Origin of the sequence: Embleya sp. NPDC005971, assembly GCF_040629175.1 — a bacterium.
GTDB lineage: Bacteria > Actinomycetota > Actinomycetes > Streptomycetales > Streptomycetaceae > Embleya.
The window spans coordinates 38322-62106 of record NZ_JBEXUX010000028.1; the positions used below are offsets into that span (position 1 = coordinate 38322).

The window sequence follows — 23785 nt, forward strand, 5'->3', positions numbered from 1 at the left end:
ACGGCGTCAGGGCCCGGGTATCCGAGGGGGATACCCGGGCCCTGACGGCACGTCACCTACCGCCGGGCCGGTCCGACGGCACCTTTCAGCCCGCGACCAGCGTCTCCAGGAGCGCCAGCAGCCGTTCCGCCTGTTGCTCCGGGTCGCCGTCGGCCGGGGTGAGTCGCAGTTCCGGCTTCTCCGGGGCCTCGTACGGGGCCGAGATGCCGGTGAAGTCGCCGATCTCGCCGCGCCGGGCCTTGGCGTACAGGCCCTTGGGGTCGCGGCGTTCGCACTCCTCGATCGGGGTGTCCACGAACACCTCCAGGAACGGCAGACCGTCCCGGGCGTGCAGGGCGCGGACCCGGTCTCGATCCGCGCGGTACGGGCTGATCACCGGGACGATCGCGATCACGCCCGCGTCGGCGAACAGCCGGGCCACCTCGCCGACCCGACGGATGTTCTCGGTGCGGTCCTCGGCACCGAAGCCCAGGTCGCCGTTCAGCCCGAGCCGCACGTTGTCGCCGTCCAGCCGGTACGCGGTGATCCCGCGCTCGACCAGAAGCCGCTCGGCGATCACCGCGACCGTCGACTTGCCCGAGCCGGACAGGCCGGTGAACCAGATCGTCGCTCCGGGCGCCGGACGCTGCTCGCGCGTCACTCCGCCCTCGTGCCAGACCACGTTGCGCTCGCTCACGACTCTCCATCCACATCGATCCACAGGATTCGTACCGTACGGGGCGCCGTCCCGCGCCCCGGATCCGGGCCGCCGCCCGGCCACGATCGTCGGGTCCCGTGACGGACCTCGTCGACCGTCCGCACGACGACCTGCGGACAAGTATCTGACGGCTCTTCAGATTTACCTTCACAAAGAGCTAATCTGCGGCGAGGTCGCGCCGACTCGGCGTCCGACCGTGAACCGAGGATGAGGGAGACGCCCAGTCATGCCCTGGACACCACCGCAGCGCGCCGCCTGGACCGAGACCCTCGCCGCCGGCGACATCCCGCCGCTCACCGACGACCTGGATCGGCCGTTCACCGCCGACGTGTTGCTCGGCGAGGCGCGGGCCAGGACCGGCCTGAGCGGACCGGATCAGGACGACCCGGGCTTTCGCGAGGGGCTGGACCGGCTGCTGTACGCGCTGGAGCACGAGGCGAACCTGGACCGGGTCGGCCGCTGGTGGGCCCACACCTGGGTGTCCCGGCTGCTGGAGGTGCGACTGCAGATCGCCCGTTACGTACGGGAGGACCCCGGCGTGCTCGACGAGCCGATCCACCGGCCGATCTTCGTCACCGGCGGCCCGCGTACCGGCACCTCGATCCTGCACGCGCTGCTGGCCCGGGATCCGGCGAACCGGGTGCCGACCACCTGGGAGTTCCTGCGCCCGGTGCCGCCGCCGGAGCCGGCGACCCGGGACACCGACCCGCGGATCGGGCTCGCCGAGCGCGAGATCCGCTTCATCACCGGCGCGGTGCCGGCCATGGACGCGATCCACGAGAAGAGCGGCACGCTGCCCAAGGAGTGCATCAGCGCCCACGCGCTCGCGTTCCGGTCCGAGGACTTCACCGGGCAGTTCGCGATTCCCTCCTACGCCGCGTGGTTGGCCGAGTGCGACATGCGGCCCGCGTACGCCTACCACCGGCTGGTGCTGCAGATCCTCCAGCGGCGCACGCCGGGGCGGACCCGCTGGGTGCTCAAGTCGCCCGCGCACCTGCTCACGCTGGACGCGCTGGTCGACGTCTACCCCGACGCGCGGCTGGCGGTGACCCATCGCGACCCGCTCACCGTGCTCGCGTCGCTGAGCAGCCTGATCGCCACGATTCACCACGCGTACGGCAATCCGTCCGACATCCGCGACGTCGCCCGCACCCAGAGCGACCTGTGGTGCACCGCCTACGACCGACTGACCGCGTTCCGCGACGCGGGCCGCGTCGCGGAGGGCGACTGGCACGACTCGGCCTACGCCGACTTCATGCGCGATCCGCTCGCGGTGGTACGCGAGTTGTACACCACCTTCGGTCTCGACCTCACCGGCGAGGCCGAGGACGCGATGCGTGCGCACCTGGCCGAGCGCCCGCAGGGCAGGCACGGTCGGCACAACTACGCGTTCGAGGACCTCGGATTGCGTCGGGAGGACGTACGATCTCGGCTGACGGACTATCAGAAGCGGTTCCTGGTCCCGACGGAAGAGATCTGACGTGCAGTCGAACGAACTCCGCGTGAACGAACCCGGCCGGTCCGACCCGGCGCACGACGTCGTCGACGGCACCGCGTGGCGTGCCTATTGCGAGCGCATGGCCGCGCTCGGCGATCGCATCCTGGAGGCCGACTTCCCCGGCGCCACCGACGCCGACCGGGCCGAGGGCATCCGGCATCTGGCCAACCAGGTCGCCTGCTGGCTGACCTACCAACTCGCCGCGACCGATCCGCAGAACCCGGCTTTCTTCACCCACAACGACCTGGCGTACCGCTGGGGCGGGCCCAACGTGGACCAGAACGCCCGCCGTGCGCCGATCGCCGGGGACGGCGTGTACCGGCTCACCGTGACCATGAACGCGTGCGAGAAGTTCGTCCTCCAGGTCAAGCCGGGGGACATGCACTCCGGCCGGACCGACATCGTCGCGGAGACCTCCTCGACCGCGCTGGGCGTCGGCCCCGGCGACACCGTCGAGATCATCCTCAGCGCCGTCGAGCAACCCGGGAACTGGGTCCGGCTGACGCCGGAGGCCAGGGTCCTGCACGTACGCGACTACTACTTCGACTGGAAGCCGGAACAACCGGCCATGCTGGCCCTGGAACGCCTGGACACCCAGGGACGACCGGCCGCGCGGGTGACCCCGGAGCGGGTCGCGGGCATGCTGGAGGGCGCCGCGACATCGGTGGAGAACTCGATCGAGGTGTGGAACGACTGGGTGCGCACCACCGGCGACCGGCAGCCGGTGAACACGTTCAGCACCCCGGCCACGGTGGCCGGCGGGGTCAAGGAGGTCGTCTACGGCTTCGCCCGGGTGCGGCTGAGGGACGATCAGGTGCTGATCGTGGAGACCGACCCCCGCGTCTCCGCGCAGTGGGATCTCCAGCTGTACAGCCCCGGTTGGTTCGAGTCGCTCGACTTCGCCAACCGGCAGACCTCGCTCAACCACGTGCAGGCCGAGGCCGACCCGGACGGGCTGATCCGGGTGGTGATCGGCGCGCTGGACCCGGGGGTGCCGAACTGGCTGGACACCGAGGGCCGCACCGAGGTCTTCGCCACGCACCGCTGGCTCGACCCGCGCGAACAGCCCGCCGTGCGGGCGCTGGTGGTCCCGCGCGGCGAGGTCCGCGAGCACCTCGTGCCGAGCACGCGCACGGTGGACGAGCCCGAGCGCCGCGATTCGATGCGGCGGCGCTCCGCCCACGTCTCGTGGCGCTTTCGGGCCTGACCCGGGTACAGCCCGGCCGGTCCGGCCGTGCGTCCACGCGGACGCGCGGCCGGCCGCCGGCCCACGATCGGCCGGGTCAGACCGTCGCCTTCTCGACGGCCGGCGTCCTGGCGGGAACGATCTCGGTCTTCTTGCGCAGGGTGGACGCGGCGTCCCCGTCGCGGATGGTCAGGGCGGCGATCGCGCCGAGGACCGCCAGGCCCGCGGCGACCAGGAAGGCCACGTGGTACGCGTGCAGGTTCGGGCTCGGCGCGCCGCCGGAGTGCGTCGTCATGGTGCCGATTCCGGCGAGCACACTGGCCAGGAGCGCGACGCCCAGGGCCGAGCCGAGCTGGCGCTGCACGTTGAAGATGGTCGAGGCGCGACCGTTGTCGGCCGGCGCGGTCCGGGCGAACGCCGCCGCCTGCATCGGGATCATCACGTGCGCCATCGACGCACCCGTGCAGAACATCAGCACCACGATCAGCGCGGACGAGGTGTCGCCGTCGACCAGGGCGAGCAGCGCCGCACACGCGCCGATGCCGAGCAGGCCGCCCGCCATCAGCCGACGCGGTCCGACCACCGGGTACAGCCGGGAGACCCACTGCGTGGCGATCACCACACCGAACGCCTCCGGGAAGGTGAGCAGACCGGTCTCCAGGGCGGACTTGCCGAACGCCTGCTGTTGCATCAGCGGGAAGACGTACAGCACACCCAGGAACGCGGCGGAGTTGACCATCGACACCACGTTGGTGCTGACGAACAGCCGGTCGCGCAGCAGCCGCAGATGCAACATCGGCTCCTTGACCCGCAGTTCGACGAAGACCATGGTGATGCACAGGATCAGGCCGACGATCCCGGTGGACAGGATGATCGGCGAGCCCCAACCCTTGGTCGCGCCCTCGCTCAGCGCGTACATCAGCAGTGCGAAGCCGGCCCCGGAGAGCACGAAGCCGGGCAGGTCGAAGCGACCGGCCTTGGGGTTTCGGTACTCCTCCAGGAAGATCAGGCCGAATACGAACGCGGCCACACCCACCGGCAGGTTGATGTAGAAGACCCAGTGCCAGGACGCCCTGTCCACGAGCAGGCCGCCGAGCACCGGACCGAGCGCGGGGGCCAGCGCGGTGGGGACCATCAGGATGCGGGACGCGCGCACCCGCTCCTCGGGCGGGAAGACCCGGAACATCATCGCCATGCCGACCGGGGTCAGCATGCCGCCGCCCGCGCCCTGGAGGATCCGGAACAGCACCAGTTGGTCGATGCTCTGGGCCAGTCCGCACAGTGCGGAGGCGCCGGTGAACAGGGCCAGGGCGATCAGGAAGATCCGCTTGGTGCCGAAGCGGTCGCCCAGCCAGCCGGACGCGGGGATGAACACCGCGAGGCTGACCAGGTAGCCCACCGCGACCGTGGCCAGGCTCGCCTGGGAGGCGCCGAGGTCGCGACCGATCGCGGGGAGCGCGACGTTGATGATGGTGATGTCGAGGATGTTGACGAACATCGCGGCGACGAAGACGGCGCCGACCACGACCTTCTGACTGAGGCGGGATGCGGATATGGGCGGCATACGGCAGACGGCCTTCGTTTTGGGGGAAGCGGGCGGAGCCTGATACTGAGCGAAGCTCACTATATCTTTTTGTACAAGTGCAGCCCGCAGGTTATTTTTCCCGGCCCCCACGCTGCCGCACACACCGGATGCACAACGCCGACGGCCCGGGAGGAAGTCCTCCCGGGCCGTCGGCGTGACGCTTGTTACAAACGATCGGGCCGACCTGTAGGTGGTCGGGCCGGCCGGCGCCTCGGTTCCCCGCGCGTCGGGGCTCGCCGAGACTCGCGGCTCAGTGCTCGCCCTCGCCGCGGGCCGGCAGGCCCAGCGCCTTGCAGGCGTCGTTGTACTGCGTGACGACCTCGATCCGCACGTCCCGCCGTTCGGTGATCGAGCGACTCCACGGCACTCGTACCGCGATCGGCTCGCCGGCCACGATCGCCGAGTAGTACGCCGCGTCGCCGTCCAGGCCGGTCATGGTGGCCGAGGTGGCCTGCGGCTGCCCGCCCAGACCGCGCGAGATCAGCAGGCAGTCCTCGGGGTGGTCGTCGTTCATGTGCTTGCAGACGGCGGTGATCGCGTCCGCTCCGAACGGGTTGACGGTCGCCTCGCTCATGCGGGTCGCCTCCGGCGATAGGGGTGGGATGGCCGAGGTGATCAGGCGCGCGCGTCGTCGCGGCGCCGACGGGACGCGGCGACCGCGCCCACGCCGATCACCAGCATGCCCGCACCCACATACCCGAGCTGCGTGGTCGAGGAGCCGGTCTTCGGCAACTTCGGCTCGCCGGCCTCGGTGGTGGCACCGGTCTGCGGGGTCGCGGCGGCCGGTGCGGCGGCGCCGAAGGCCACCGGGACCCACACGTCCTGGTCGCGGTTGGCGATGTCGGTGTGGTCGTTGAAGGTGGCCACGAAGCACGCGGTGGTGGCGCAGTCGACCTTCTTCTTGTCCTTGCCCTCGAAGCTCTGGGTGGGCTTGATCTTGACCGAGAAGGTGCCGTCCGGGCCGACCTGCGGGACGTAGCCGGCGTTGCCGTACTGGGTCGGCACGCCGCCGGGCTTGGCCACGGTCTGCGCGATGTACACGCCCTTGCCCGGCTTGAAGCCCTTGCCGGTGACGGTGATCTCCTCGCCGCCGGCGGCCAGGCCGGTCGACTTGGACAGGGCGATCGTCGGCGCGTCGGCGGCCGAGGCGGGGGCGGCGGCGAGGGCGGTGAGGCCGAGGCCGGCGATGGCCGTGGCGGCGAGCGCCGCGGCGGTACGGGACTTGTGCATGTGGGGACTCCGGAAGCTGGAAGGAGCTCGGTGGATCGGGGGAGGCCGCGGGTCAGGCGCTCGGGCGGCGGCGCTTGACCAGCACGCCGCCGACGATCACCAGGAGCACCACGACCGCGGCGACCAGCCCGATGATCAGGCCGGTGTTGTCGTCGTCGTCGGTCTTCTCGGCCATTGCGCCGTCGTTGCTCGGCGCGGCGGGCGCGGCGGCCGAGGTCTTCGGCGCCGCGGCGGGCGGCGCGCCGGCGCCGGGCGCGCCGGCCTGCGGCGCGGCGGTGGCCGGCGGCGGGCTCGCGGGCAGACCCGGGGCCTCGCCGGTGAAGCCGATCGGCAGGTAGACCTCCTGCGTCCGGTCCTTGCCGTTGGCCGAGTTGGAGGTGGCGATGGCGCACCGGGTCTTGAGGCAGTCGACCGCGCCGAACTTGGCGGCGACCTTGACGTCCGCGCTGAACGAGCCGGTCGCGTCCGCCTCGGTGGGGCCGGAGAACGAGCCCATGTCGCACGCGCGGCCCGCGCCCTGGGCGGGGTCGCACGGCAGGATGAACAGCCGCACGCCCGGCGCGAAGCCCTTGCCGACCAGCTTGACCACGTCGCCCGCCGGGTCCAGTCCGGTGGTCTTGGCCGCGGTCAGGGTGGCTTGGCCCGCCGCCGGGGTACCGGTCGCGTGCGCGGGACCCGCCGGGCCGGCGAGCGTCCAGGCGAGCAGGAGCGACGCGACGGCGGTGACGCCGAGGCGTCCGGTGCGGGCTGGGCTCACGTTGTTTCCCCTGGGCCGACCGTACGACTGCGTACGGAATGATTGGAGGTGAGGCTATCCTAAGACCGGGGCGAACCGGCGAAGCAGTCGGGGGGTGCCCGAAAGGCGGCCCCGATCGAGCGGTCGGCCCGCTTTGCGAGGCCGGCCGGTGCCGGCCGCCGACGCCGAGTCGGCCGGAGCGTGACCCTGCCGACAACGTGCCGACAAGTTGTCGGTAACTTATTGACGGCACCGCATGGCGCCACACAGACTGCGAGGACCAGCGGAAACGGGCGGCGACCCGAATCGCTGCCGACGCTGCGCCCTGGGCGAAGTGTCGAATCCGCACGGGCGATGCCGCCTGACCCATCACAGTTCGCACCGTCCGCACCATTCGTGCGTGTTCGGTAGATCTTGTCGCACCTAGGGGAAACCTCATGACCACGACCGAGACCGCCGAAACCGCCGGTGCCACCCCGACCTTCGCCGAGTCGCTGCGCAAGCGCTCGTGGGCCTTCCACCAGGAAGCCGAGGGCTCGGGCTTCCTGGAGGCGCTGATGAAGGGCGAACTGACCCGGGACGCGTACACCGCGATGGTGGCCCAGCACTACTGGGCCTACGTCGTGCTCGACGACGCCGCCGACACCATGCGCAACGACCCGATCGGCGCCCCGTTCGCCGACGCGCGACTGGACCGCCGGGCCGTGCTCGAAGCCGACCTGCTCTTCCTGGCGGGCGAGAACTGGAAGCAGGAGTGGCCCGCGAACGAGGCCACCGTGCGCTACGCGGACCGGATGCGGGAGAAGTGCTACGACTGGGCCGGCGGCTTCGTGGCCCACCACTACACCCGCTACCTCGGCGACATGTCCGGCGGCCAGTTCATCGCCAAGCAGATGCGCAAGCACTACGACCTGCCCGGCACCCAGGGCAGCGACTTCTACGTCTTCGACGGGCTCGGCGACCTGACCGTGTGGAAGGACGCCTACCGCGCGGCGATGAACAACGCGCCGTGGGACGCCCAGGAGCAGGAACTGGTGATCCAGGAGGTGCTGTTCGCGTACGACATCAACAGCGCCGTACTGCGTGAGCTGGGCAACGACCTGGAGCGGTTCCGCAAGACCGCCTGATCGGGGGCGGAACAGCGGGTTCCGCCACCGTCGCATGCCCCGGGGGCCCACCGTCCGATGCGCCGTCCGACAATGGATGGCGCATCGGATCGGCGGGAGAGTGATGACGAACTACCTGGTGCGGCGCGTCCTGGGCGTCGTCGTGGTGATGTTTGCCGTCGTGACCGGCCTGTTCCTGCTGCTGCACGCGTCCCCGGTGAGTCCGGTCAACCAGCTCGCGCCGCAGGTCGCGGCCGATCCGGTGGCCCGCGCCGCGGTCGAGCACCGGATGGGCCTGGACCGGCCGCTGGTGACGCAGTACCTCGACTACGTCGGCGACGCGCTGCGCGGCGACTTCGGCACCTCGCTCTACGACGGCACCTCGGTCGCCGAGCAGATCGGCCGAGCGCTGCCGATCTCGCTCGAACTGGGGCTGCTCGCCTTCGTGTTCGCGGTGTTCCCGGCCATGCTGCTGGGCACCTGGTCGGTGCTGCGCCGAGGTGGCGTGCTCGACCACGGCACCCGGGTGCTCGGCGTGCTGGCGATGTCCCTGCCGGGTTACTGGCTGGCCGTCGTCGCGCTCGTGGTGGTCGGCGACAGCCATCCGGACCTGCTGCCGAACGCGGGCGGCTTCGTCACCTTCACCGAGGACCCGGCGACCAACCTCAAGGTGCTCGTATTGCCCGCGATCGTGCTCGGACTGGCCACCTTCGCGATGCTCACCCGCTCGCTGCGCGGCGGGCTCGCCGACGCGATGGCCTCCGACCACGTGCTGTTCGCCCGGGCGATGGGCGGCTCACGGTTGCTCACGCTGCGCCGGGTGGCGCTGCGCGGCGCGCTCGTGCCGACGCTGACCGTGGCCGGCGTACTGATCGGTGGGCTGCTGTCGGGCACCGTGTTGATCGAGAACGTGTTCCAGATACCGGGGATCGGCCAACTGATGGTCACCGCGTTCCAGCGCCAGGACTACCCGCTCGCGCTCGGCGCCTGTGTGGCGACATCGGCGATCTTCCTGCTGCTGAACCTGGTGGTCGACCTGCTCTACCCACTCGTGGACCCGCGCACCGCGGCCGACGTCACCCGGGACAAGCTCGGACGGGCCGCGTGAGGGCCCGCCCGCGCCTGCCGCGCCCGGGCGTGGCCGGCTGGGTCGGTCTGACCTGCGTCGTGCTCTACCTCCTGGTGGCCACCGTCGGCCGACTGCACGGCGACCCCGTCGCGCTGGTCACCCCCGGCCCGGAGGCGCCCTCGCTCGCGCACCCCTTCGGCACCGACCACCTCGGCCGCGACCTGTTGGCCCGAACCGCCGAGGGCGCCTGGACCTCGCTGTGGATCTGCCTGACCTCGATCGGCTTCGCGGTCGCCATCGGCATGCCGCTGGGTGTGCTCGCCGGATACCGGCACGGCGGTCGCCTCGACGGCGTGCTGATGCGCTCGGTGGAGACCCTGCAGGCGCTGCCGCAGTTCGTCTTCGTGATGTTCCTGATCGGCCTGATGGGCACCGCGGACATGCACTTCGGTCCGGTCACCGTCGGCAACGGGCCGCGCGTCGCGTTCGCCATCGCGCTGGGCTTCGTGCCCTACTTCGCCCGGGTCGCGCGCGGCGCCACGGTGGTGGAGATGCGCGAGGACTACGTCGCCAACCTGCGCGGTCTGGGGGTGCCCACCCGGGAGATCCTCTTTCGCGAGGTGCTCGTCAACGTCTGGCCGCCGGTGCTGGGCCAGGCCCTGCTGGCGATGGCCATCGCGGTCTTCGCCGAGGGGGGCCTGAGCTTCCTCGGCCTGGGCGTCGCGCCCCCGCAGGCCACGCTGGGCAACCTGATCGCCGACGCCGGCGGGCAACTCATCGGCGGCGACTGGTGGTACGCGACGCTGCCCGGCACCGTGCTGGTGCTCGGCATCCTCGGCTTCAACCTGCTCGGCGAGACGGCCGGCGCCGGCCGATCGCGCACCGCCGCGACCGGCTCCGCCGCCGGGCACGCTCGCGGGCACCTTCACCCGACAACCCCCACTCCCAAGGAGACCCAGTGACCCCGGTGCGCACAGTCGGCCCGAACCGCCGAGGCTTCCTCGGCCTCGCCGCGCTCGCGGCGGCCGGCGGCGTGGGCGTGCTCACCGCGTGTTCGAGCTCCTCCGGGACCAAGCGGGCGGCCGATCGGCACAAGGACGCCGTCCTGCGGATCGGCATCGCGTCCGCGCCGAGCAGCCTGAACCCGCTGGACTCCGGCTCGGAGATCACCCGGTGGATCGCCGAGCCGATCATGGAAAGCCTGTACGGCTACGACGCCGAGCTCGCCTCGGTGCCGCTGCTCGCCGACGGCGAACCGCAGATCAGCGAGGACAAGCTGGCCTGGACGATCCGGCTGCGCAGGGGCGTGCTGTGGCACGACGGCAGCCCGTTCACCGCCGACGACGTGGTGGCCACCCTGGCGCACATGCTCGACCTCGCGGCCGGCAGCGAGTGGATCACCTACATGCTCGGCTACCTCTCCCGGTTCGAGAAAGTCGACGAGCACACCGTGCGGATCGTGTTGAGCAAGCCGTACGGCCTGCTGCGCTCGCATCTGACCAACCTGCCGATCACCCACCGCGACTTCGTGGCCCGCAAGGACACCATGATGGGCACCGGGCCGTACCGGCTGGACAAGTTCGTGGCCGGCCAGAGCTTCACCCTCTCCCGCTTCGACCGCTACCACGGCGGCCAGTACTCCGGCGGCGCCGGCCCCGCGTTCGCCGGCATGCAGTACACCGTGTTCGCCGACGCCAACACGCGCGTGCTGAGCCTGCGGCAGGGCAAGGTCGACCTGATCACCGCGCCGTCCTTCGCCACCTTCGACACGATCCGCAAGGACAAGTCGCTCGCGCTCGTGCTCACCGAGGCGCCGTTGGACGTGCTCAGCTACGTGATGATGAAGAAGGAGCCGTTCGCCGACCCCGACTTCCGCAAGGCGGTCGCGCTGTCGATGGACCGCCAGGGCGTGCTGCAACGGGTCTACGGCGGCGAGGGCACCATCGGCCAGGGCCCGATCGGACCCGCCGAACTCGGTTGGGACGCCGGCCTCAAGCCGTTCGCGCCCACTCCGGACCTGGAGCAGGCCCGCGCGTTGTTGGCCCGGGCCAGGACGACCAAGCGCTCGTTCACCGTGACCATCGGCACCAACCAGGGGATCCGCGACATCGCCCAGGTGCTCGTGGCGGGCTGGAAGCAGATCGGCCTCGACGTCACCATCGAGCAACTCGCGGGCGGGCCGTGGTCGAACAAGTGGCTCTCGCGCGACTACGACATGCTGATGAACACGTTCTCCTCCGGCTTCACCTCGGGCCCGGCGAACTACCTGACGCTCGCGCCCGCCGGCTCCACCAACGTGCTCTCCTGCGGCTACGCCAATCCCGAGGTGGACAAGCTGATCGACACCATCTGGCAGACCTCGGACCAGGCCGAACGGGCGGCCGCGCTCGGCCGGGTGGACCGACTGCTCGCCGAGGACGCGGTGATCACCCCGCCGGTCTACCCCAAGCTCGCGTTGGCCCAGCGCACCGAACTGTCCCCGCTGGACCCGAGGAAGTTGCGGATCAGCCGGCTCGACCCGCAACACCTGCGGTTCGTGTGATGGCGCAGGCGAGCGAGGTGCCGCTGCTGCGGGTGCGCGATCTCGACGTCGACTATCGCGGCCCGGCCGGGCCGGTGCCCGCGGTGCGCGGGGTCTCCTTCGACGTGGCGCCCGGCGAGATCCTGGGCCTGGTCGGCGAATCCGGCAGCGGCAAGAGCAGCGTGTGCACCGCCCTGATGGGTCTGCTGCCGGACGGCGCGACGCGCACGGGCGGCATCGAGTTCCAGGGCGCGAACCTGGCCGCGATGCGCGAACGGGAACTGCGCCGGGTGCGCGGGCGCAGGCTGGCCCTGGTACCGCAGCAGCCGATGACCTCGCTGGCCCCGACCACCCCCGTGCTGCGCCAACTGCGCTGGTACCTGGGCGATCGGCTGGACGACGTCGAGGTGCGCGAGACGCTGACCGGGATCGGCCTGGGCCCGGTGCTGGACCGCCCGCGCGACCTGCCCGGCAGTTTCTCCGGCGGCCAGCTCCAGCGGGTGGTGATCGCGATCGCGGTGCTTGCGCACGAGCCCGCGCTGCTGCTCGCCGACGAGCCGACCACGACCCTGGACGCGACCGTGCAGGCGCAGGTGTTGCGCCTGTTGTTGGCCCTGCGGGACAAGCTCGGCCTGGCCGTCGTCTACGTCTCGCACGACCTCGCGGTGGTGTCCACCATCTGTGATCGGGTCGGGGTGATGTACGGCGGACGGCTGGTGGAGACGGCGCCGGTGCGCGAACTCTTCGCCGCGCCGCGGCACCCGTACACCCGGGCGCTGATCGCCGCGATGCCCGCGACCACGCCCGCGGACCGGCCGCTGCGGGCGGTGGAGGGCAGCGCGGACGGCGCGAACCTGTTGCCCGGTTGCCCGTTCGCGCCGCGTTGCCCGCACGTGCTGGAGGTGTGCGGCGAGCGGATGCCCGGTTCGGCCCGGCACGGCGCGAGCGACGTGCGCTGCCACTGGGTGGATCGGGAGGCGGACCGGTGAGCGGGTTGTTGACGGTGGACGGCCTGACCCGTCGGTTCGTGCTGCCCGCCCCGTTCGGCCGGCGCCGGGCCGAGCCGCGCGTGGTGCCCGCCGCCGAGGACGTCTCGTTCACGGTCGCGGCCGGCGAGGTGCTCGCCGTCGTCGGCGAGTCGGGCTCCGGCAAGACCACCGTGGCCCGCGTGCTCGCGGGCCTGGACACCGCGACCTCGGGCACGGTCGCGGTGGCCGGCCGGGTGTTGTCCGCCGACCGCACGCCCGCCGACCGGCGGCTGATCCAACTCGTCACGCAGAACCCGCGCGCCGCGTTCAACCGGCGTCGTACGTTGCGGCACGCGCTGCACCAGCCGCTACGCGTGCACGGCTTGGGCGCCGACCGGGCCGAGCGGGACGAGCTGGTGCTCGCGATGGTGGCGCGGGTCGGCCTGAGCCCGGATCACCTGGACCGGTTGCCCGGCGAGGTCAGCGGCGGCGAACTGGCCCGCCTGGTGCTGGCCCGGGCCCTGCTGGTGCGCCCGCGGGTGCTGGTCCTGGACGAGCCGACCGCCAGTCTGGACGCGAGCGTCAAGGCGACGGTGGTCAACCTGCTGTTGCGGCTGCGCACCGAACTCGACCTGGCGATCGTGGTGATCACCCACGAGATCGACATCGCCCGACGGCTCGCCGACCGGGCGGCGGTGATGTACCTGGGGCGGATCGTCGAGTCGGGTCCGGCCGAGCGGGTGTTGTCGAGCCCTCGGCACCCCTATCCGGAGCTGCTGCTCGCGAGCGTGCCGGTGCCCGACCCGGAGCGGACCGGCCGGGCGAGCGCGGCGGCGCTGGGCGCGGGCATCGTCGGCGAGGTGCCCTCGGCCTCGGCGCCGCCGACCGGCTGCGGGTACCACCCGCGCTGCCCGTTCGCGACCGAGGTGTGTGCCGAGCGTCGCCCGGTGCCCGAGCTGCTCGGCGAGGTCGAGGTGGCCTGCCACCACCCTCGGTGAAGCGCGGTGCGGCCCGGGCGGCGGCTCAGACCGGCAGCGGTCGCCCGGTGTCGTGGAGCAGGCGCCCGACGACCACCTCCGGGGTGATTCGGAAGAAGTGTCGCGGCTCGCCCGAGTCCCACCCCCGGGGCGGCACCCGGGCCGGGCGACCGGCCTCGTCCGGGTCCGGCACGCAGTGCGCCCGGCCGGTGACGGTGACCGTCCAGCCGCTGCGCTCGCGCCGGTCGTAGGCGTCGGCCTCGAACGCGCACACACAGTCGTGCAGCGCCGCGCGCACCCGTTCGTCGCCGACCAGCCGGAAGACGAGCGTGCCGCGGTCGAAGCGGAAGTGCACCGGCACGATCGCGGGCAGCGCGGCCAGGCTGAACACGACCCGACCGATCGGCACCGAGGCCATCAGGGCCAGCGCGTCCGCGGGCGCGAGCTGCTGCGACGCCCGGGCATCTCGGTTCGTGTCGTGCGGCATGCCCCCCAGGGTGCCCGCGCGCGGCCGGCCCGAGCAGGGGCCAAAGTCCCGGATGTGTGGACCGTTAGGCGACCGGGGTCGACCGGGCCCGCGCATTCGGGTATCGATTCGGTGTACGGCGGCGTGTCGGCGCGCACCGCTATCCTCCGGGTATTCCGCAAATCCGGAAAGTTGATCAACATTTCGCCGGCCACTCGCTTTATCGACCCCACTTGGTCCATTGCGCACGGATAATCGCCGTACTCCTCATGCGGAAGGCGGAACTCCGTACTACTCCGCAGGGAGGGGATCGGGAGACGAAACCTCCTCAGGTGCCCGGAAACCGCCCGGGCATGCCGGACGTCCTGAGTGGTACGGGGATCGGCGGGGGTCCGCGAGAGGCGCGCGGTGATAACAAAAGTGTTTCGCGAAGGAAAAGTCCGGGTGAGCTATGACACGCGTGTTCTCGGTGCTTGATCGATCCGACTTCGATCGGGCAAGCTGAACCGTCAGACCGACCGGGACGGCACGAATTCCTGGCCAACTGTAATGTTGGGAATGTTTTCGGGGGCCCAGGGAGAGATATGGGGAGTGATTCCCGCGGTCCAGAGCGCACAACCGGCGCCGGCGACGAGGACACGGCGGGCATCGACGCCTCGGTCATCGACCCGGACGTGGTCATGCGCCAGGCCGGCCACGAGAACTTTCCCGTGGCGATGGGGATCCTGCGTCCCGACCACCGGCGCCACCTGCTCGCCGTCTACGGCTTCGCTCGCCTGGTGGACGACATCGGCGACGAGGCGGAGGGGGACCGGGTCGCCCAGCTCGACGCCTTCGAGGGCGACCTGCGCCGCGTGTTCACCGGCACCCCCGAGCTGGAGGTGCTGCGCCGGCTGCAACCGAGCGTGCGCGAACTCGACCTGCCGATCGAACCGTTCCTGGGCCTGATCGAGGCCAACCGGCAGGACCAGGTGGTGCGCCGCTACGCGACGTACGACGAACTCGCCGCCTACTGCGCGCTGTCCGCGAACCCCGTCGGCCGGCTCGTGCTGCACGTCTTCGGGCGCGCCACCGAGGAACGCGTGGCCCGCTCCGACGAGATCTGCACCGCGCTGCAGATCGTCGAGCACCTCCAGGACGTCGCCGAGGATCTCGAACGCGACCGGATCTACCTCCCCAAGGAGGACCTGGACCGGTTCGGCGTCACCGAGGCGGACCTGGCGGCACCGACCGCCACCCCCGCGGTGCGGCGACTGATCGCCTACGAGACACACCGCGCGACGCGGTTGTTGCGCTGCGGCGCACCGCTCGCACGGACACTGCGAGGGCGCGAGCGCCTCGCGATCGCCGGGTTCGTGGCCGGTGGACGAGCGGCCGTGGCCGCGATCAAGGACGCCGGTTTCGACGTCCTGGCCGACCGGGCGAAGCCCCGGAAGGCCACCCTGCTGCGTGAGCTGTCCGGCGTACTGGTACGAAAGAGGTAAAAGGGGAACCATGGACGTCGACGCTTCGTATGCGTACTGCGAGCGCCTGACCCGCAATCAGGCCCGCAACTTCTACTACGGCATCAGGCTGCTGCCCGAGCCCAAGCGCCTCGCGCTCAGCGCCGTGTACGCCTTCGCGCGAGAGATCGACGACATCGGCGACGGCGATCTGCCCGCGGATCGCAAGATCGCCGAGCTGGCCCGGATGCGCAAGCAGCTCAAGGACCTGAGCGCGGATCGGGATCCGGTCGCGGTCGCGCTCGCCGACGCCGCGACCCGATTCCCGATCCCGCTGGCCGCGCTCGACGAGCTGATCGACGGCGTCGAGATGGACGTGCGCGAGACCGAGTACGAGACCTTCGACGAGCTGCGGGTCTACTGTCGCTGCGTCGCCGGCACCGTGGGCCGACTCTCGCTGGGCATCTTCGGCTCGCGCGACGCGCTGCACGCGCCCGACCTCGCGGACACCCTCGGCATCGCGTTGCAGATCACCAACATCCTCCGCGACATCAAGGAGGACAAGGACAACGGCCGGGTCTACCTGCCGCGCGAGGACCTGGCCAAGTTCGGCCTCGAAGAGGCGTGGCACAAGGACGGGCGCTTCACCCAGAGCGCCGCGTTCGAGGATCTGGTCCGCTTCGAGGGCGCCCGCGCCGAGCAACTCTTCGAGCGGGGACTGACCCTGCTCCCGCTGCTCGACCGGCGCAGCGCCGCCAGCACCGGTGCGATGGCGGGCATCTACCGCCGACTGCTGACCAGAATCGTGGAGGAACCCGGCCAGGTGCTGATAGGTCGGCTCTCCCTCCCGAACTGGGAGAAGGCCGAGATCGCCACACGCGCACTCGCCGGCCTGCCGGTCGGTGCGCACTCGCTGCTGGCGCGCAGGCGGTGAACGTCGATCGATGACCGGCCCGGGGCCGGCTCGGCAAGCCGGCCGCAGGGGCCGGTACAGGGATTGATCACGTGGGTACGGAGCAAGGCATGAGCGCACGCATGGTGGTGATCGGTGGCGGTCTGGCGGGTATCACCGCCGCGCTGGCCGCCGCCGACACCGGCGTCGAGGTCACCCTCCTGGAAGGCCGGCCCAGACTGGGCGGCGCGACGTTCTCGCTGCGCCGTGACGACATGTGGCTCGACAACGGGCAACACGTCTTCCTGCGCTGCTGTACCGAGTACATCTCCTTCCTGGAGCGGATCGGCAGCGCCGACAAGGTCTACCTGCAACCTCGGATGGACGTCCCGGTGCGCACCCCCTGGGGCACCCGCACCCGACTGCGCCGCTCCGCCCTGCCCGCCCCGCTGCACCTGTCCTCCGCGCTGGCCCGCTACCCGCTGTTGACCATGGCCGGCCGGGCCCGGGTGGGCCGTGCCGCGCTCGCCCTGCGCAAGCTGGATCCGGCCGACCCGGCCCTGGACGAGCTCACCTTCGCCGCCTGGCTGGACCGCTTCGGCGTCACCGCCCGCGAGCGCGAGGCGATGTGGGACCTGATCGGCATCGCCACGCTCAACCTGCCCGCGACCGAGGCGTCGCTCGCGATGGCGGTCAAGGTCTTCCGCACCGGCGTGCTCGACCGCAACGACGGCGCCGACATCGGCTGGAGCCTGGTCCCGCTCCAGGAACTGCACGGCGACGCCGCGACTCGCGCGCTGGCGCGCGCGGGCGTGCGCACACACCTGCGCACCCGGGTGGACACGCTCGACATCGGCGACGGCGGCTTCTCGATAGTGGCGGGCGGCGAACGTTTCGAGGCGGACGCGGTGGTGCTGGCGGTGCCGCACTACGACGCGGCCAGGTTGTTGCCCCCGGGCGCCCTGCTGCTGGGCGACATGCCCGCCGACCCGACGCTGCTCGCCGGGCTGGGCACCTCGCCGATCGTGAACCTGCACGTGGTCTACGACCGGCCGGTGCTGGACGTCCCGCTCGCCGCGGGCATCGGCGGCCCGGTGCAGTGGATGTTCGACCGCAGTGCCGGTCACGGTCTGGCGGCGGGCCGCTACGTGGCGGTGTCGCTGTCCGCGGCGGGTCGGGAAATCGACCTGACGAGTGCGCAACTGCGGGATAGGTTCGTTCCGGAGCTGGCGCGCGTGCTGCCCTCGGCCCGGGATGCCCGGGTCGAGCGGTTCGTGGTGACCAAGGAACGCGCCGCGACCTTTCGTCCCGCCCCAGGTTCGGGCCGGCTTCGTCCCGGCCCCCGGACCGCGCTCCCCGGTCTCGCCCTCGCCGGGGCGTGGACCGCCACCGGATGGCCCGCGACGATGGAGGGTGCCGTGCGCAGCGGCCTTTCCGCCGCCCACGAGGCCCTCCCGTATCTCGGCCGAACCCGTGCCATTCCGGAGAGGACGACGCCGCTATGACGCTCGCCGACGCATCGATCGCCCCCGCCGTGCTCGATCGCGCGCGCGAGGCGAGTCGCCCCGCGCTGCGGGTCGCGACGGCCCGACTCGAACCACCGCTGGCCCGGGTGGCCGCGTACCACATGGGGTGGGCCGACGAGGCCGGTCGCGAGCTGCCCGGCAACAGTGGCAAGGCACTGCGCCCCGCACTCGCGCTGCTCTCCGCCGAGGCGGTCGGCGCGTCCACCCGGGTGGGTGTGCCCGGCGCCGTCGCGGTCGAACTGGTGCACAACTTCTCGCTGATCCACGACGACCTGATGGACGGCGACGAGGAACGCCGGCATCGGCCCACCGCGTGGAAGGTCTTCGGCCCGGGTCTGGCCGTGCTGGCCGGCGACGGCCTGCTCGTGCTGGCCGAACAGGTCCTGATGGACGCCGACGACGCGGACGGCGATCGGGCCGCCCGCCTGCTCACCGAGGCCACCGCCAGGTTGATCGACGGGCAGTCCCAGGACCTGTCCTTCGAGGCCCGACTCGACGTCACCGTCGAGGAGTGCCTGACCATGGCGGGCAACAAGACCGGGGCCCTGCTGGCCTGCTCGTCGGCGATCGGGGCGGCCCTCGCGGGCGCCGACGAGCGCACCGTGCAGGCGCTGTACGGCTTCGGGCATCACCTCGGCGTCGCCTTCCAGGCGGTGGACGACCTGCTGGGCATCTGGGGGCGACCCGAGGTGACCGGCAAACCCGCCTGGAACGACCTGCGCCGGCGCAAGAAGTCCGTCCCGGTCGTCGCCGCCCTCTCCGGCGACACGACCGCCGGACGCGAGCTGGCGCGCATCTACACGGACGAGGGACCGCGCAACGAGGAGGGACTGGCCCTGGCCGCCCGCCTGGTCGAGGAGGCGGGCGGACGTGCCCGTACCGAGACCGAGGCGGCCCGGCACCTGGAGCAGGCGATGGCCTGCCTGGATTCCCTGGACGTCCCGCAAGGTACCTACACGGACCTGACCTCACTCGCGGCCTTCACCACCACTCGGGAGTTGTGAAGAGATGACAGTGCTCGACCAGCCGGGAATCGGCGACGTCCACGACGACAGGCTCCAAGGCGCGCTGGACCGGGCCGTCGCCCACCTGATGGAGCTTCAGGACGATGCGGGCTGGTGGAAGGGGGAGCTGGAGACCAACGTCACGATGGACGCGGAGGATCTGCTCTTCCGGGAGTTCCTGGGCATCCGTACCGAGGAGCAGACCGCGGCCGGCGCCCGGTGGATCCGCGCGAACCAGCGCTCGGACGGCACCTGGGCGACCTTCTTCGGCGGTCCCGCCGACCTCTCGGTGACCGTCGAGGCGTACGTCGCGCTCAAGTTGGCCGGCGACGACCCGGACGCCAAGCACATGGCAGCCGCCGCCGCCTTCATCCGCGACGGCGGCGGCATCGCCAACACCCGGGTGTTCACCCGGTTCTGGCTGGCCTTCTTCGGCTGGTGGTCCTGGGACGACCTGCCGGTGTTGCCGCCGGAGATCATCCACCTGCCCAAGTGGTTTCCGCTCAACGTCTACGACTTCGCCTGCTGGGCCCGGCAGACCATCGTGCCGCTGACCATCGTCAGCTCGATGCGCCCGGTGCGGCCCGCGCCGTTCGACCTGGCCGAGTTGCGCCCGAGCGCCGCGGTGCGGGGCCGGCCCGCCGCCGACGATCCGTGGTCCAAGGTCTTCCGGGCGCTCGACGCGGTGCTGCACCAGTACCACAAGGTGCCGTTCAAGCCGTTCCGGCAGGCGGCCCGGCGCAAGGCCGCGCAGTGGATCGTGCAGCGTCAGGAGGCGGACGGCGGCTGGGGCGGGATCCAGCCGCCGTGGGTCTACTCGCTGATCGCGCTGCGGCTGATGGGCTATCCGCTCAACCACCCGGTGATGGCCCAGGGCATCAAGGGCCTGGACGGGTTCACCATCGTGGACACCGACGAGGACGGCCTGCCGCGCCGCAGGTTCGAGGCGTGCCAGTCGCCGGTGTGGGACACCGGGTTGACCCTGGTCGCCCTGCGGGACGCGGGAGTTCCGGCGTCCGACCCGCGCGTGGTCAAGGCCGCCGGGTGGCTGATGGACGAGGAGATCCGCGAGGTCGGGGACTGGGCGGTGCAGCGGCCGGACCTGGAACCGGGCGGCTGGGCCTTCGAGTTCGCCAACGACTGGTACCCGGACACGGACGACACCGCCGAGATCGTGATGGCCCTGCGCTACACCGACCACCCGGACGGCGCGCGCAAGGACGCGGTGTTGGACCGGGCCGAGCGGTGGACGGCCGGGATGCGCAGCAAGGACGGCGGGTGGGGGGCGTTCGACGCGGACAACGTCAGCATTCTGCCGCTCAAGCTGCCGTTCAGCGATTTCGGCGCGGTCACCGACCCGCCCTCGGCCGACGTCACCGCGCACATCGTGGAGATGCTCGCCGACGGCGGCGCCCGCTACAGCTCGTATGTCGCGGACGGCGTCAAGTGGTTGATGGAGCATCAGGAAAGCGACGGTTCCTGGTTCGGCCGCTGGGGCGCGAACTACGTCTACGGCACCGGCGCGGTGGTGCCGGCGCTGGTGACGGCCGGAGTCGATCCGCGGCATGCCGCGATCCGGCGCGCGGTGCGCTGGCTGGAGCTCCGGCAGAATCCGGACGGCGGCTGGGGCGAGGATCTGCGCAGCTACGATCTGGCCGAGACCTGGTCCGGGCGCGGCGAGTCCACCGCGTCGCAGACCGCGTGGGCGCTGCTGGCGCTGCACGCGGCGGGCGAGTTCGGCGAGGTCGCGCAGCGTGGCATCGACTGGTTGACCGACCATCAGAACGCGCTGGGCGGGTGGGACGAGCCGCAGTTCACCGGCACCGGCTTCCCCGGCGACTTCTACATCAAGTACCACATGTACCGGCTCGTCTTCCCCGTGATGGCGCTCGGTCGGTACGCCAAGACGACGGGCTGAACGATGCCCCTGATGGTGGTCACCCCGCTGCGGATCGAGATGCGCGCGGTCGAGGCGGGGCTGATGGGCGCGTTCGACGTGCGGGTGGTGCGCGCGGGCATGGGGGCGGACAAGGCCCGTGCCCGGGCGCGGGCCCTGTCCGCGCTCCCGGCCCGGGAATACGGCGCGCTCGCGGTCGCCGGATTCGGCGCGGGCGTGGGCGAGGGGGTCGGCGTGGGTGACGTGGTGGTCGCCTCCGAGGTGCGCGGCGCGGACGGCACGGTGGTCGAACTGCCCTCCTCCGAACTGTTGTTGGAGTGGATGCACCGGGTCTCGCCGAAGCTGAGGCTGCATCACGGTCCGATCGAGACGGTGGACCGGGTGGTCAAGGGCCCGGCGCGGCAGGCGTTGCGCGAACGCGGGGTGCTGGCGGCCGACATGGAGTCGGTGTACCTGCTCGCGGCGGCGGGCGATCGGCCGGCCGGGGTGGTCCGGGTGATCACCGACACCCCGGAGCGGGAACTGCTCCGGCCGCGCCTGCTGGTGGACGGGTTCAAGGCGTTCCGCACGTTGCGCCACGCGACCCCGGCCCTGCTTGACTGGGCCAACGACGAGCGAACCAAGTCAGGAGGTACGGCGGGCGATGACGTTCGATCTGGGTGAGACGTACGAGGCGTACGCGGACCGCGGCTTCGAGCTGCACGCGAAGCACCTCAACCCGCAACTCCCGCGCGTGCTGCGGACCATCGGCATGGACCGCGACTACGTCCGGGCCCAGGGGCCGTACCTGTACGACGACAAGGGCGATCGCTACCTGGACTTCCTGTCCGGGTTCGGCACCTACGGGGTGGGCCGGCACCACCCGGTGGTGCGCAAGGCGATGCAGGACGTGATCGCCCTGGATCTGCCGGACATCGTGCACTTCCACACGCCGCCGCTGGCCGCCGCGTTGGCGGACCGGCTGCTGGCCCGGGCGCCCGGCATGGACCGGGTGTACTTCTGCAACAGCGGCACCGAGGCGGTCGAGGCCGCGCTGAAGTTCGCCCGCTTCGCCACCGGGCGGCGCCGGATCGTCTACATCGACCACGCCTTCCACGGGCTGACCACCGGCGCGTTGTCGGTCAACGGCGCGGCCGAGTTCCGCAAGGGCTTCGAACCGCTGCTGCCGGACGTGGGCATCGCGCTGGGCGATCTGGACGCGCTGGCCCGGGAGTTGAAGCGTGGTGACGTCGCGGCGCTGATCATCGAGCCGATCCTGGGCAAGGGTGTGCTCGCGCCGCCGCCCGGCTGGCTGGCCACCGCGCAGAAGTTGTTGCGCGAGCACGGCGCGTTGTTGATCGCCGACGAGGTGCAGACCGGGATGGGCCGCACCGGCCGGTTCTTCGCGTACCAGTGGGAGGACGGCGTCGAGCCGGACATCGTCACGGTCGCCAAGGCGCTGTCGGGTGGCTACGTGCCGATCGGCGCGACGCTGACCCGGGACTGGGTGTTCAAGAAGGTCTATTCGACGATGGACCGCGTGCTCGTGCACGACTGCACGTTCGGCGGCAACAACCAGGCGATGGCGGCGGGCCTGGCCACCCTGGCGGTGCTCGACGACGAGGACCTGATCGGCAACAGCGCGCGGATGGGCGATGCGTTCGTGGCCGGGCTGACCCCGCTGATCGACAAGTACGAGCTGTTCGCCGAGGTGCGCGGACGCGGCTTGATGATCGGCCTGGAGTTCGGCAAGCCGCGCTCGCTCAAGCTGCGCGCCGGGTGGACGGCGTTGCAGGCGGCCCGGCACGGGTTGTTCGCGCAGATGGTGGTGGTGCCGATGTTCCAGCGGCACCGGGTGCTGACCCAGGTCGCGGGCGACCACATGGACGTGATCAAGCTGCTGCCGCCCTATGTGATCGGGCCGGCGGACGTGGAGCACTTCGTCGCGGGCTTCGTGGACGTGATGGACGACGCGCACAAGGGCACCGGGCTGATGTGGGACTTCGGCCGCACCCTGATCAAGCAGGCGATGACCAACCGCTGAGGCGCCACGAATCGGCTCTGGCTGGATCCCCCTGCTGGTGTTAAGTTGATGGAGTCAATCAACTTTGATGGTGCAGGGGGTTTGCCATGTCCGCTGTCGGGTCCGCGGCCGGACCGGGGGCGATCGATTTGATGATCGGCTTCCCGAGCGCACAGGCCAAGAGCCACTACGACTTCCTCAAGCCGCAACTGCGCGACGCGGAGAGCGGCGAGATGGAGTTCCCCGCCGAGTACATGTTCAAGGGCGTGCCGAATCGGCTGGCCGAGGGGGTCGATCCGATCGAGGTGACGCTCGGGCAGATGGACGCGTGCGGCGTCGAGATCGGCCTGGTCGGCCTGAGCGAGACCGCGCTGCGCGCGATCGCCGAGCACCCGAAGCGCTTTCGGCCCACGCTGGAGGTGGACCCGAACGACATCACCACGACCGTCCGCCGGATCCGGCAGGCGTACCTGGAGCACCGCATCGTCGCGGTGACCACCTTCCCGGCGGGCTGCAACCCGCAGGTGCCGGTGAGCGATCGGCGCTACTACCCGGTCTACCAGACCTGCATCGACCTGGACCTGCCGATCGTCGCCAACGCGGGCATCGCCGGACCGCGGGTGCCGTCCGCGTGCCAGGACGTCATGCACTTCGACCAGGTCTGTTACGACTTCCCGGAGTTGCGGATCGTGATGCGGCACGGCGCGGAGCCGTGGGAGGACCTCGCGGTCAAGCTGATGCTCAAGTGGCCCGGGCTGTACTACATGACGTCGGCGTTCGCGCCCAAGTACTACCCCAAGGCGATCGTCGACTACGCGAACACGCGTGGCGCGGACAAGGTGATGTACGCGGGCTACTACCCGATGGGCCTGTCCCTGGAGCGCATCTTCCGCGAGTTGCCGGACGTCCCGTTCAAGCCCGAGGTGCGCGCGAAGTTTCTGCGCGAGAACGCCATGCGGGTGTTCAAGCTGGGAGAGGAGTGA

Annotated in this window: 22 protein-coding genes; 16 read left to right on the plus strand and 6 right to left on the minus strand. The window is 71.2% G+C overall.

Annotated elements, in window-relative coordinates; translation table 11 throughout:
- Positions 1 to 85: 85 nt before the first annotated feature.
- Entirely contained in the window at positions 86 to 676 is a 591-nt protein-coding gene (gene cysC, locus ABZ374_RS24235; RefSeq protein WP_020555338.1) for an adenylyl-sulfate kinase, read from the minus strand.
- Positions 677 to 923: 247 nt separating this feature from the next.
- On the opposite strand from cysC, the gene ABZ374_RS24240 reads away from it, so the two are divergent.
- Together ABZ374_RS24240 and ABZ374_RS24245 are read left to right on the plus strand one after the other, a co-directional pair.
- Positions 924 to 2177 (plus strand): sulfotransferase, encoded by a 1254-nt coding sequence (locus ABZ374_RS24240; RefSeq protein WP_360314369.1) that lies wholly within the window; start codon positions 924 to 926, stop codon positions 2175 to 2177.
- 22 nt (positions 2178 to 2199) lie between these two features.
- Entirely contained in the window at positions 2200 to 3402 is a 1203-nt protein-coding gene (locus tag ABZ374_RS24245) for a DUF1214 domain-containing protein (protein WP_360314371.1), read from the plus strand.
- 76 nt (positions 3403 to 3478) lie between these two features.
- On the opposite strand, the gene ABZ374_RS24250 is transcribed toward ABZ374_RS24245, so the two are convergent.
- The 4 genes from ABZ374_RS24250 to ABZ374_RS24265 form a co-directional block, all read right to left on the minus strand.
- Complete coding sequence (locus tag ABZ374_RS24250) at positions 3479 to 4945, minus strand: MDR family MFS transporter (protein WP_360314373.1); 1467 nt, start codon at positions 4943 to 4945, stop codon at positions 3479 to 3481.
- 271 nt (positions 4946 to 5216) lie between these two features.
- Positions 5217 to 5540, minus strand: a complete 324-nt coding sequence (locus ABZ374_RS24255) for a DUF2470 domain-containing protein (RefSeq protein WP_360314375.1) — start codon at positions 5538 to 5540, stop codon at positions 5217 to 5219.
- A gap of 41 nt (positions 5541 to 5581) precedes the next feature.
- Positions 5582 to 6196, minus strand: coding sequence for a neocarzinostatin apoprotein domain-containing protein (locus tag ABZ374_RS24260; protein WP_360314377.1), 615 nt, complete (start codon positions 6194 to 6196; stop codon positions 5582 to 5584).
- Between the two features lie 52 nt (positions 6197 to 6248).
- A complete protein-coding gene (locus tag ABZ374_RS24265) occupies positions 6249 to 6953 on the minus strand; it encodes a neocarzinostatin apoprotein domain-containing protein (protein ID WP_360314379.1) in 705 nt (234 codons plus the stop codon).
- Positions 6954 to 7369: 416 nt separating this feature from the next.
- On the opposite strand from ABZ374_RS24265, the gene ABZ374_RS24270 reads away from it, so the two are divergent.
- From ABZ374_RS24270 to ABZ374_RS24295, 6 genes are all read left to right on the plus strand, one after another.
- Positions 7370 to 8059, plus strand: a complete 690-nt coding sequence (locus ABZ374_RS24270) for a biliverdin-producing heme oxygenase (RefSeq protein ID WP_360314381.1) — start codon at positions 7370 to 7372, stop codon at positions 8057 to 8059.
- A gap of 103 nt (positions 8060 to 8162) precedes the next feature.
- Positions 8163 to 9146 (plus strand): ABC transporter permease, encoded by a 984-nt coding sequence (locus ABZ374_RS24275; RefSeq protein WP_360314383.1) that lies wholly within the window; start codon positions 8163 to 8165, stop codon positions 9144 to 9146.
- Positions 9143 to 10069, plus strand: coding sequence for an ABC transporter permease (locus ABZ374_RS24280; protein ID WP_360314385.1), 927 nt, complete (start codon positions 9143 to 9145; stop codon positions 10067 to 10069). The genes ABZ374_RS24275 and ABZ374_RS24280 overlap by 4 nt, the downstream gene beginning before the upstream one ends.
- Complete coding sequence (locus ABZ374_RS24285) at positions 10066 to 11649, plus strand: ABC transporter substrate-binding protein (protein WP_360314386.1); 1584 nt, start codon at positions 10066 to 10068, stop codon at positions 11647 to 11649. Before ABZ374_RS24280 ends, ABZ374_RS24285 begins: the two co-directional genes overlap by 4 nt.
- Positions 11649 to 12617: an ABC transporter ATP-binding protein gene (locus tag ABZ374_RS24290; RefSeq protein ID WP_360314388.1), complete on the plus strand. Its 969-nt coding sequence runs from the start codon at positions 11649 to 11651 to the stop codon at positions 12615 to 12617. The genes ABZ374_RS24285 and ABZ374_RS24290 overlap by 1 nt, the downstream gene beginning before the upstream one ends.
- Positions 12614 to 13594, plus strand: a complete 981-nt coding sequence (locus ABZ374_RS24295) for an oligopeptide/dipeptide ABC transporter ATP-binding protein (RefSeq protein ID WP_360314390.1) — start codon at positions 12614 to 12616, stop codon at positions 13592 to 13594. Before ABZ374_RS24290 ends, ABZ374_RS24295 begins: the two co-directional genes overlap by 4 nt.
- A 25-nt stretch (positions 13595 to 13619) precedes the next feature.
- Here ABZ374_RS24295 and ABZ374_RS24300 read toward each other — a convergent pair whose 3' ends face one another.
- Positions 13620 to 14060: a pyridoxamine 5'-phosphate oxidase family protein gene (locus ABZ374_RS24300; RefSeq protein ID WP_360314392.1), complete on the minus strand. Its 441-nt coding sequence runs from the start codon at positions 14058 to 14060 to the stop codon at positions 13620 to 13622.
- Between the two features lie 659 nt (positions 14061 to 14719).
- Between ABZ374_RS24300 and hpnC the strand changes: the two genes are divergently transcribed.
- The 8 genes from hpnC (at position 14720) to ABZ374_RS24340 (ending at position 23785) form a co-directional block, all read left to right on the plus strand.
- Positions 14720 to 15523: a squalene synthase HpnC gene (gene hpnC / locus ABZ374_RS24305; protein WP_360314507.1), complete on the plus strand. Its 804-nt coding sequence runs from the start codon at positions 14720 to 14722 to the stop codon at positions 15521 to 15523.
- A gap of 10 nt (positions 15524 to 15533) precedes the next feature.
- Positions 15534 to 16415: a presqualene diphosphate synthase HpnD gene (gene hpnD / locus ABZ374_RS24310; protein WP_360314394.1), complete on the plus strand. Its 882-nt coding sequence runs from the start codon at positions 15534 to 15536 to the stop codon at positions 16413 to 16415.
- Positions 16416 to 16504: 89 nt separating this feature from the next.
- On the plus strand, positions 16505 to 17878 hold the full coding sequence (gene hpnE / locus ABZ374_RS24315) for a hydroxysqualene dehydroxylase HpnE (protein WP_360314396.1): 1374 nt from the start codon (positions 16505 to 16507) through the stop codon (positions 17876 to 17878).
- A complete protein-coding gene (locus tag ABZ374_RS24320; protein ID WP_360314398.1) occupies positions 17875 to 18903 on the plus strand; it encodes a polyprenyl synthetase family protein in 1029 nt (342 codons plus the stop codon). Before hpnE ends, ABZ374_RS24320 begins: the two co-directional genes overlap by 4 nt.
- Positions 18904 to 18907: 4 nt before the next feature.
- Positions 18908 to 20821: a squalene--hopene cyclase gene (gene shc / locus ABZ374_RS24325; protein WP_360314400.1), complete on the plus strand. Its 1914-nt coding sequence runs from the start codon at positions 18908 to 18910 to the stop codon at positions 20819 to 20821.
- A gap of 12 nt (positions 20822 to 20833) precedes the next feature.
- Positions 20834 to 21463 (plus strand): 1-hydroxy-2-methyl-2-butenyl 4-diphosphate reductase, encoded by a 630-nt coding sequence (locus ABZ374_RS24330; protein ID WP_360314402.1) that lies wholly within the window; start codon positions 20834 to 20836, stop codon positions 21461 to 21463.
- Positions 21444 to 22823, plus strand: coding sequence for an aspartate aminotransferase family protein (locus tag ABZ374_RS24335; RefSeq protein ID WP_360314404.1), 1380 nt, complete (start codon positions 21444 to 21446; stop codon positions 22821 to 22823). The genes ABZ374_RS24330 and ABZ374_RS24335 overlap by 20 nt, the downstream gene beginning before the upstream one ends.
- Positions 22824 to 22909: 86 nt before the next feature.
- Positions 22910 to 23785, plus strand: a complete 876-nt coding sequence (locus tag ABZ374_RS24340; RefSeq protein ID WP_360314406.1) for an amidohydrolase family protein — start codon at positions 22910 to 22912, stop codon at positions 23783 to 23785.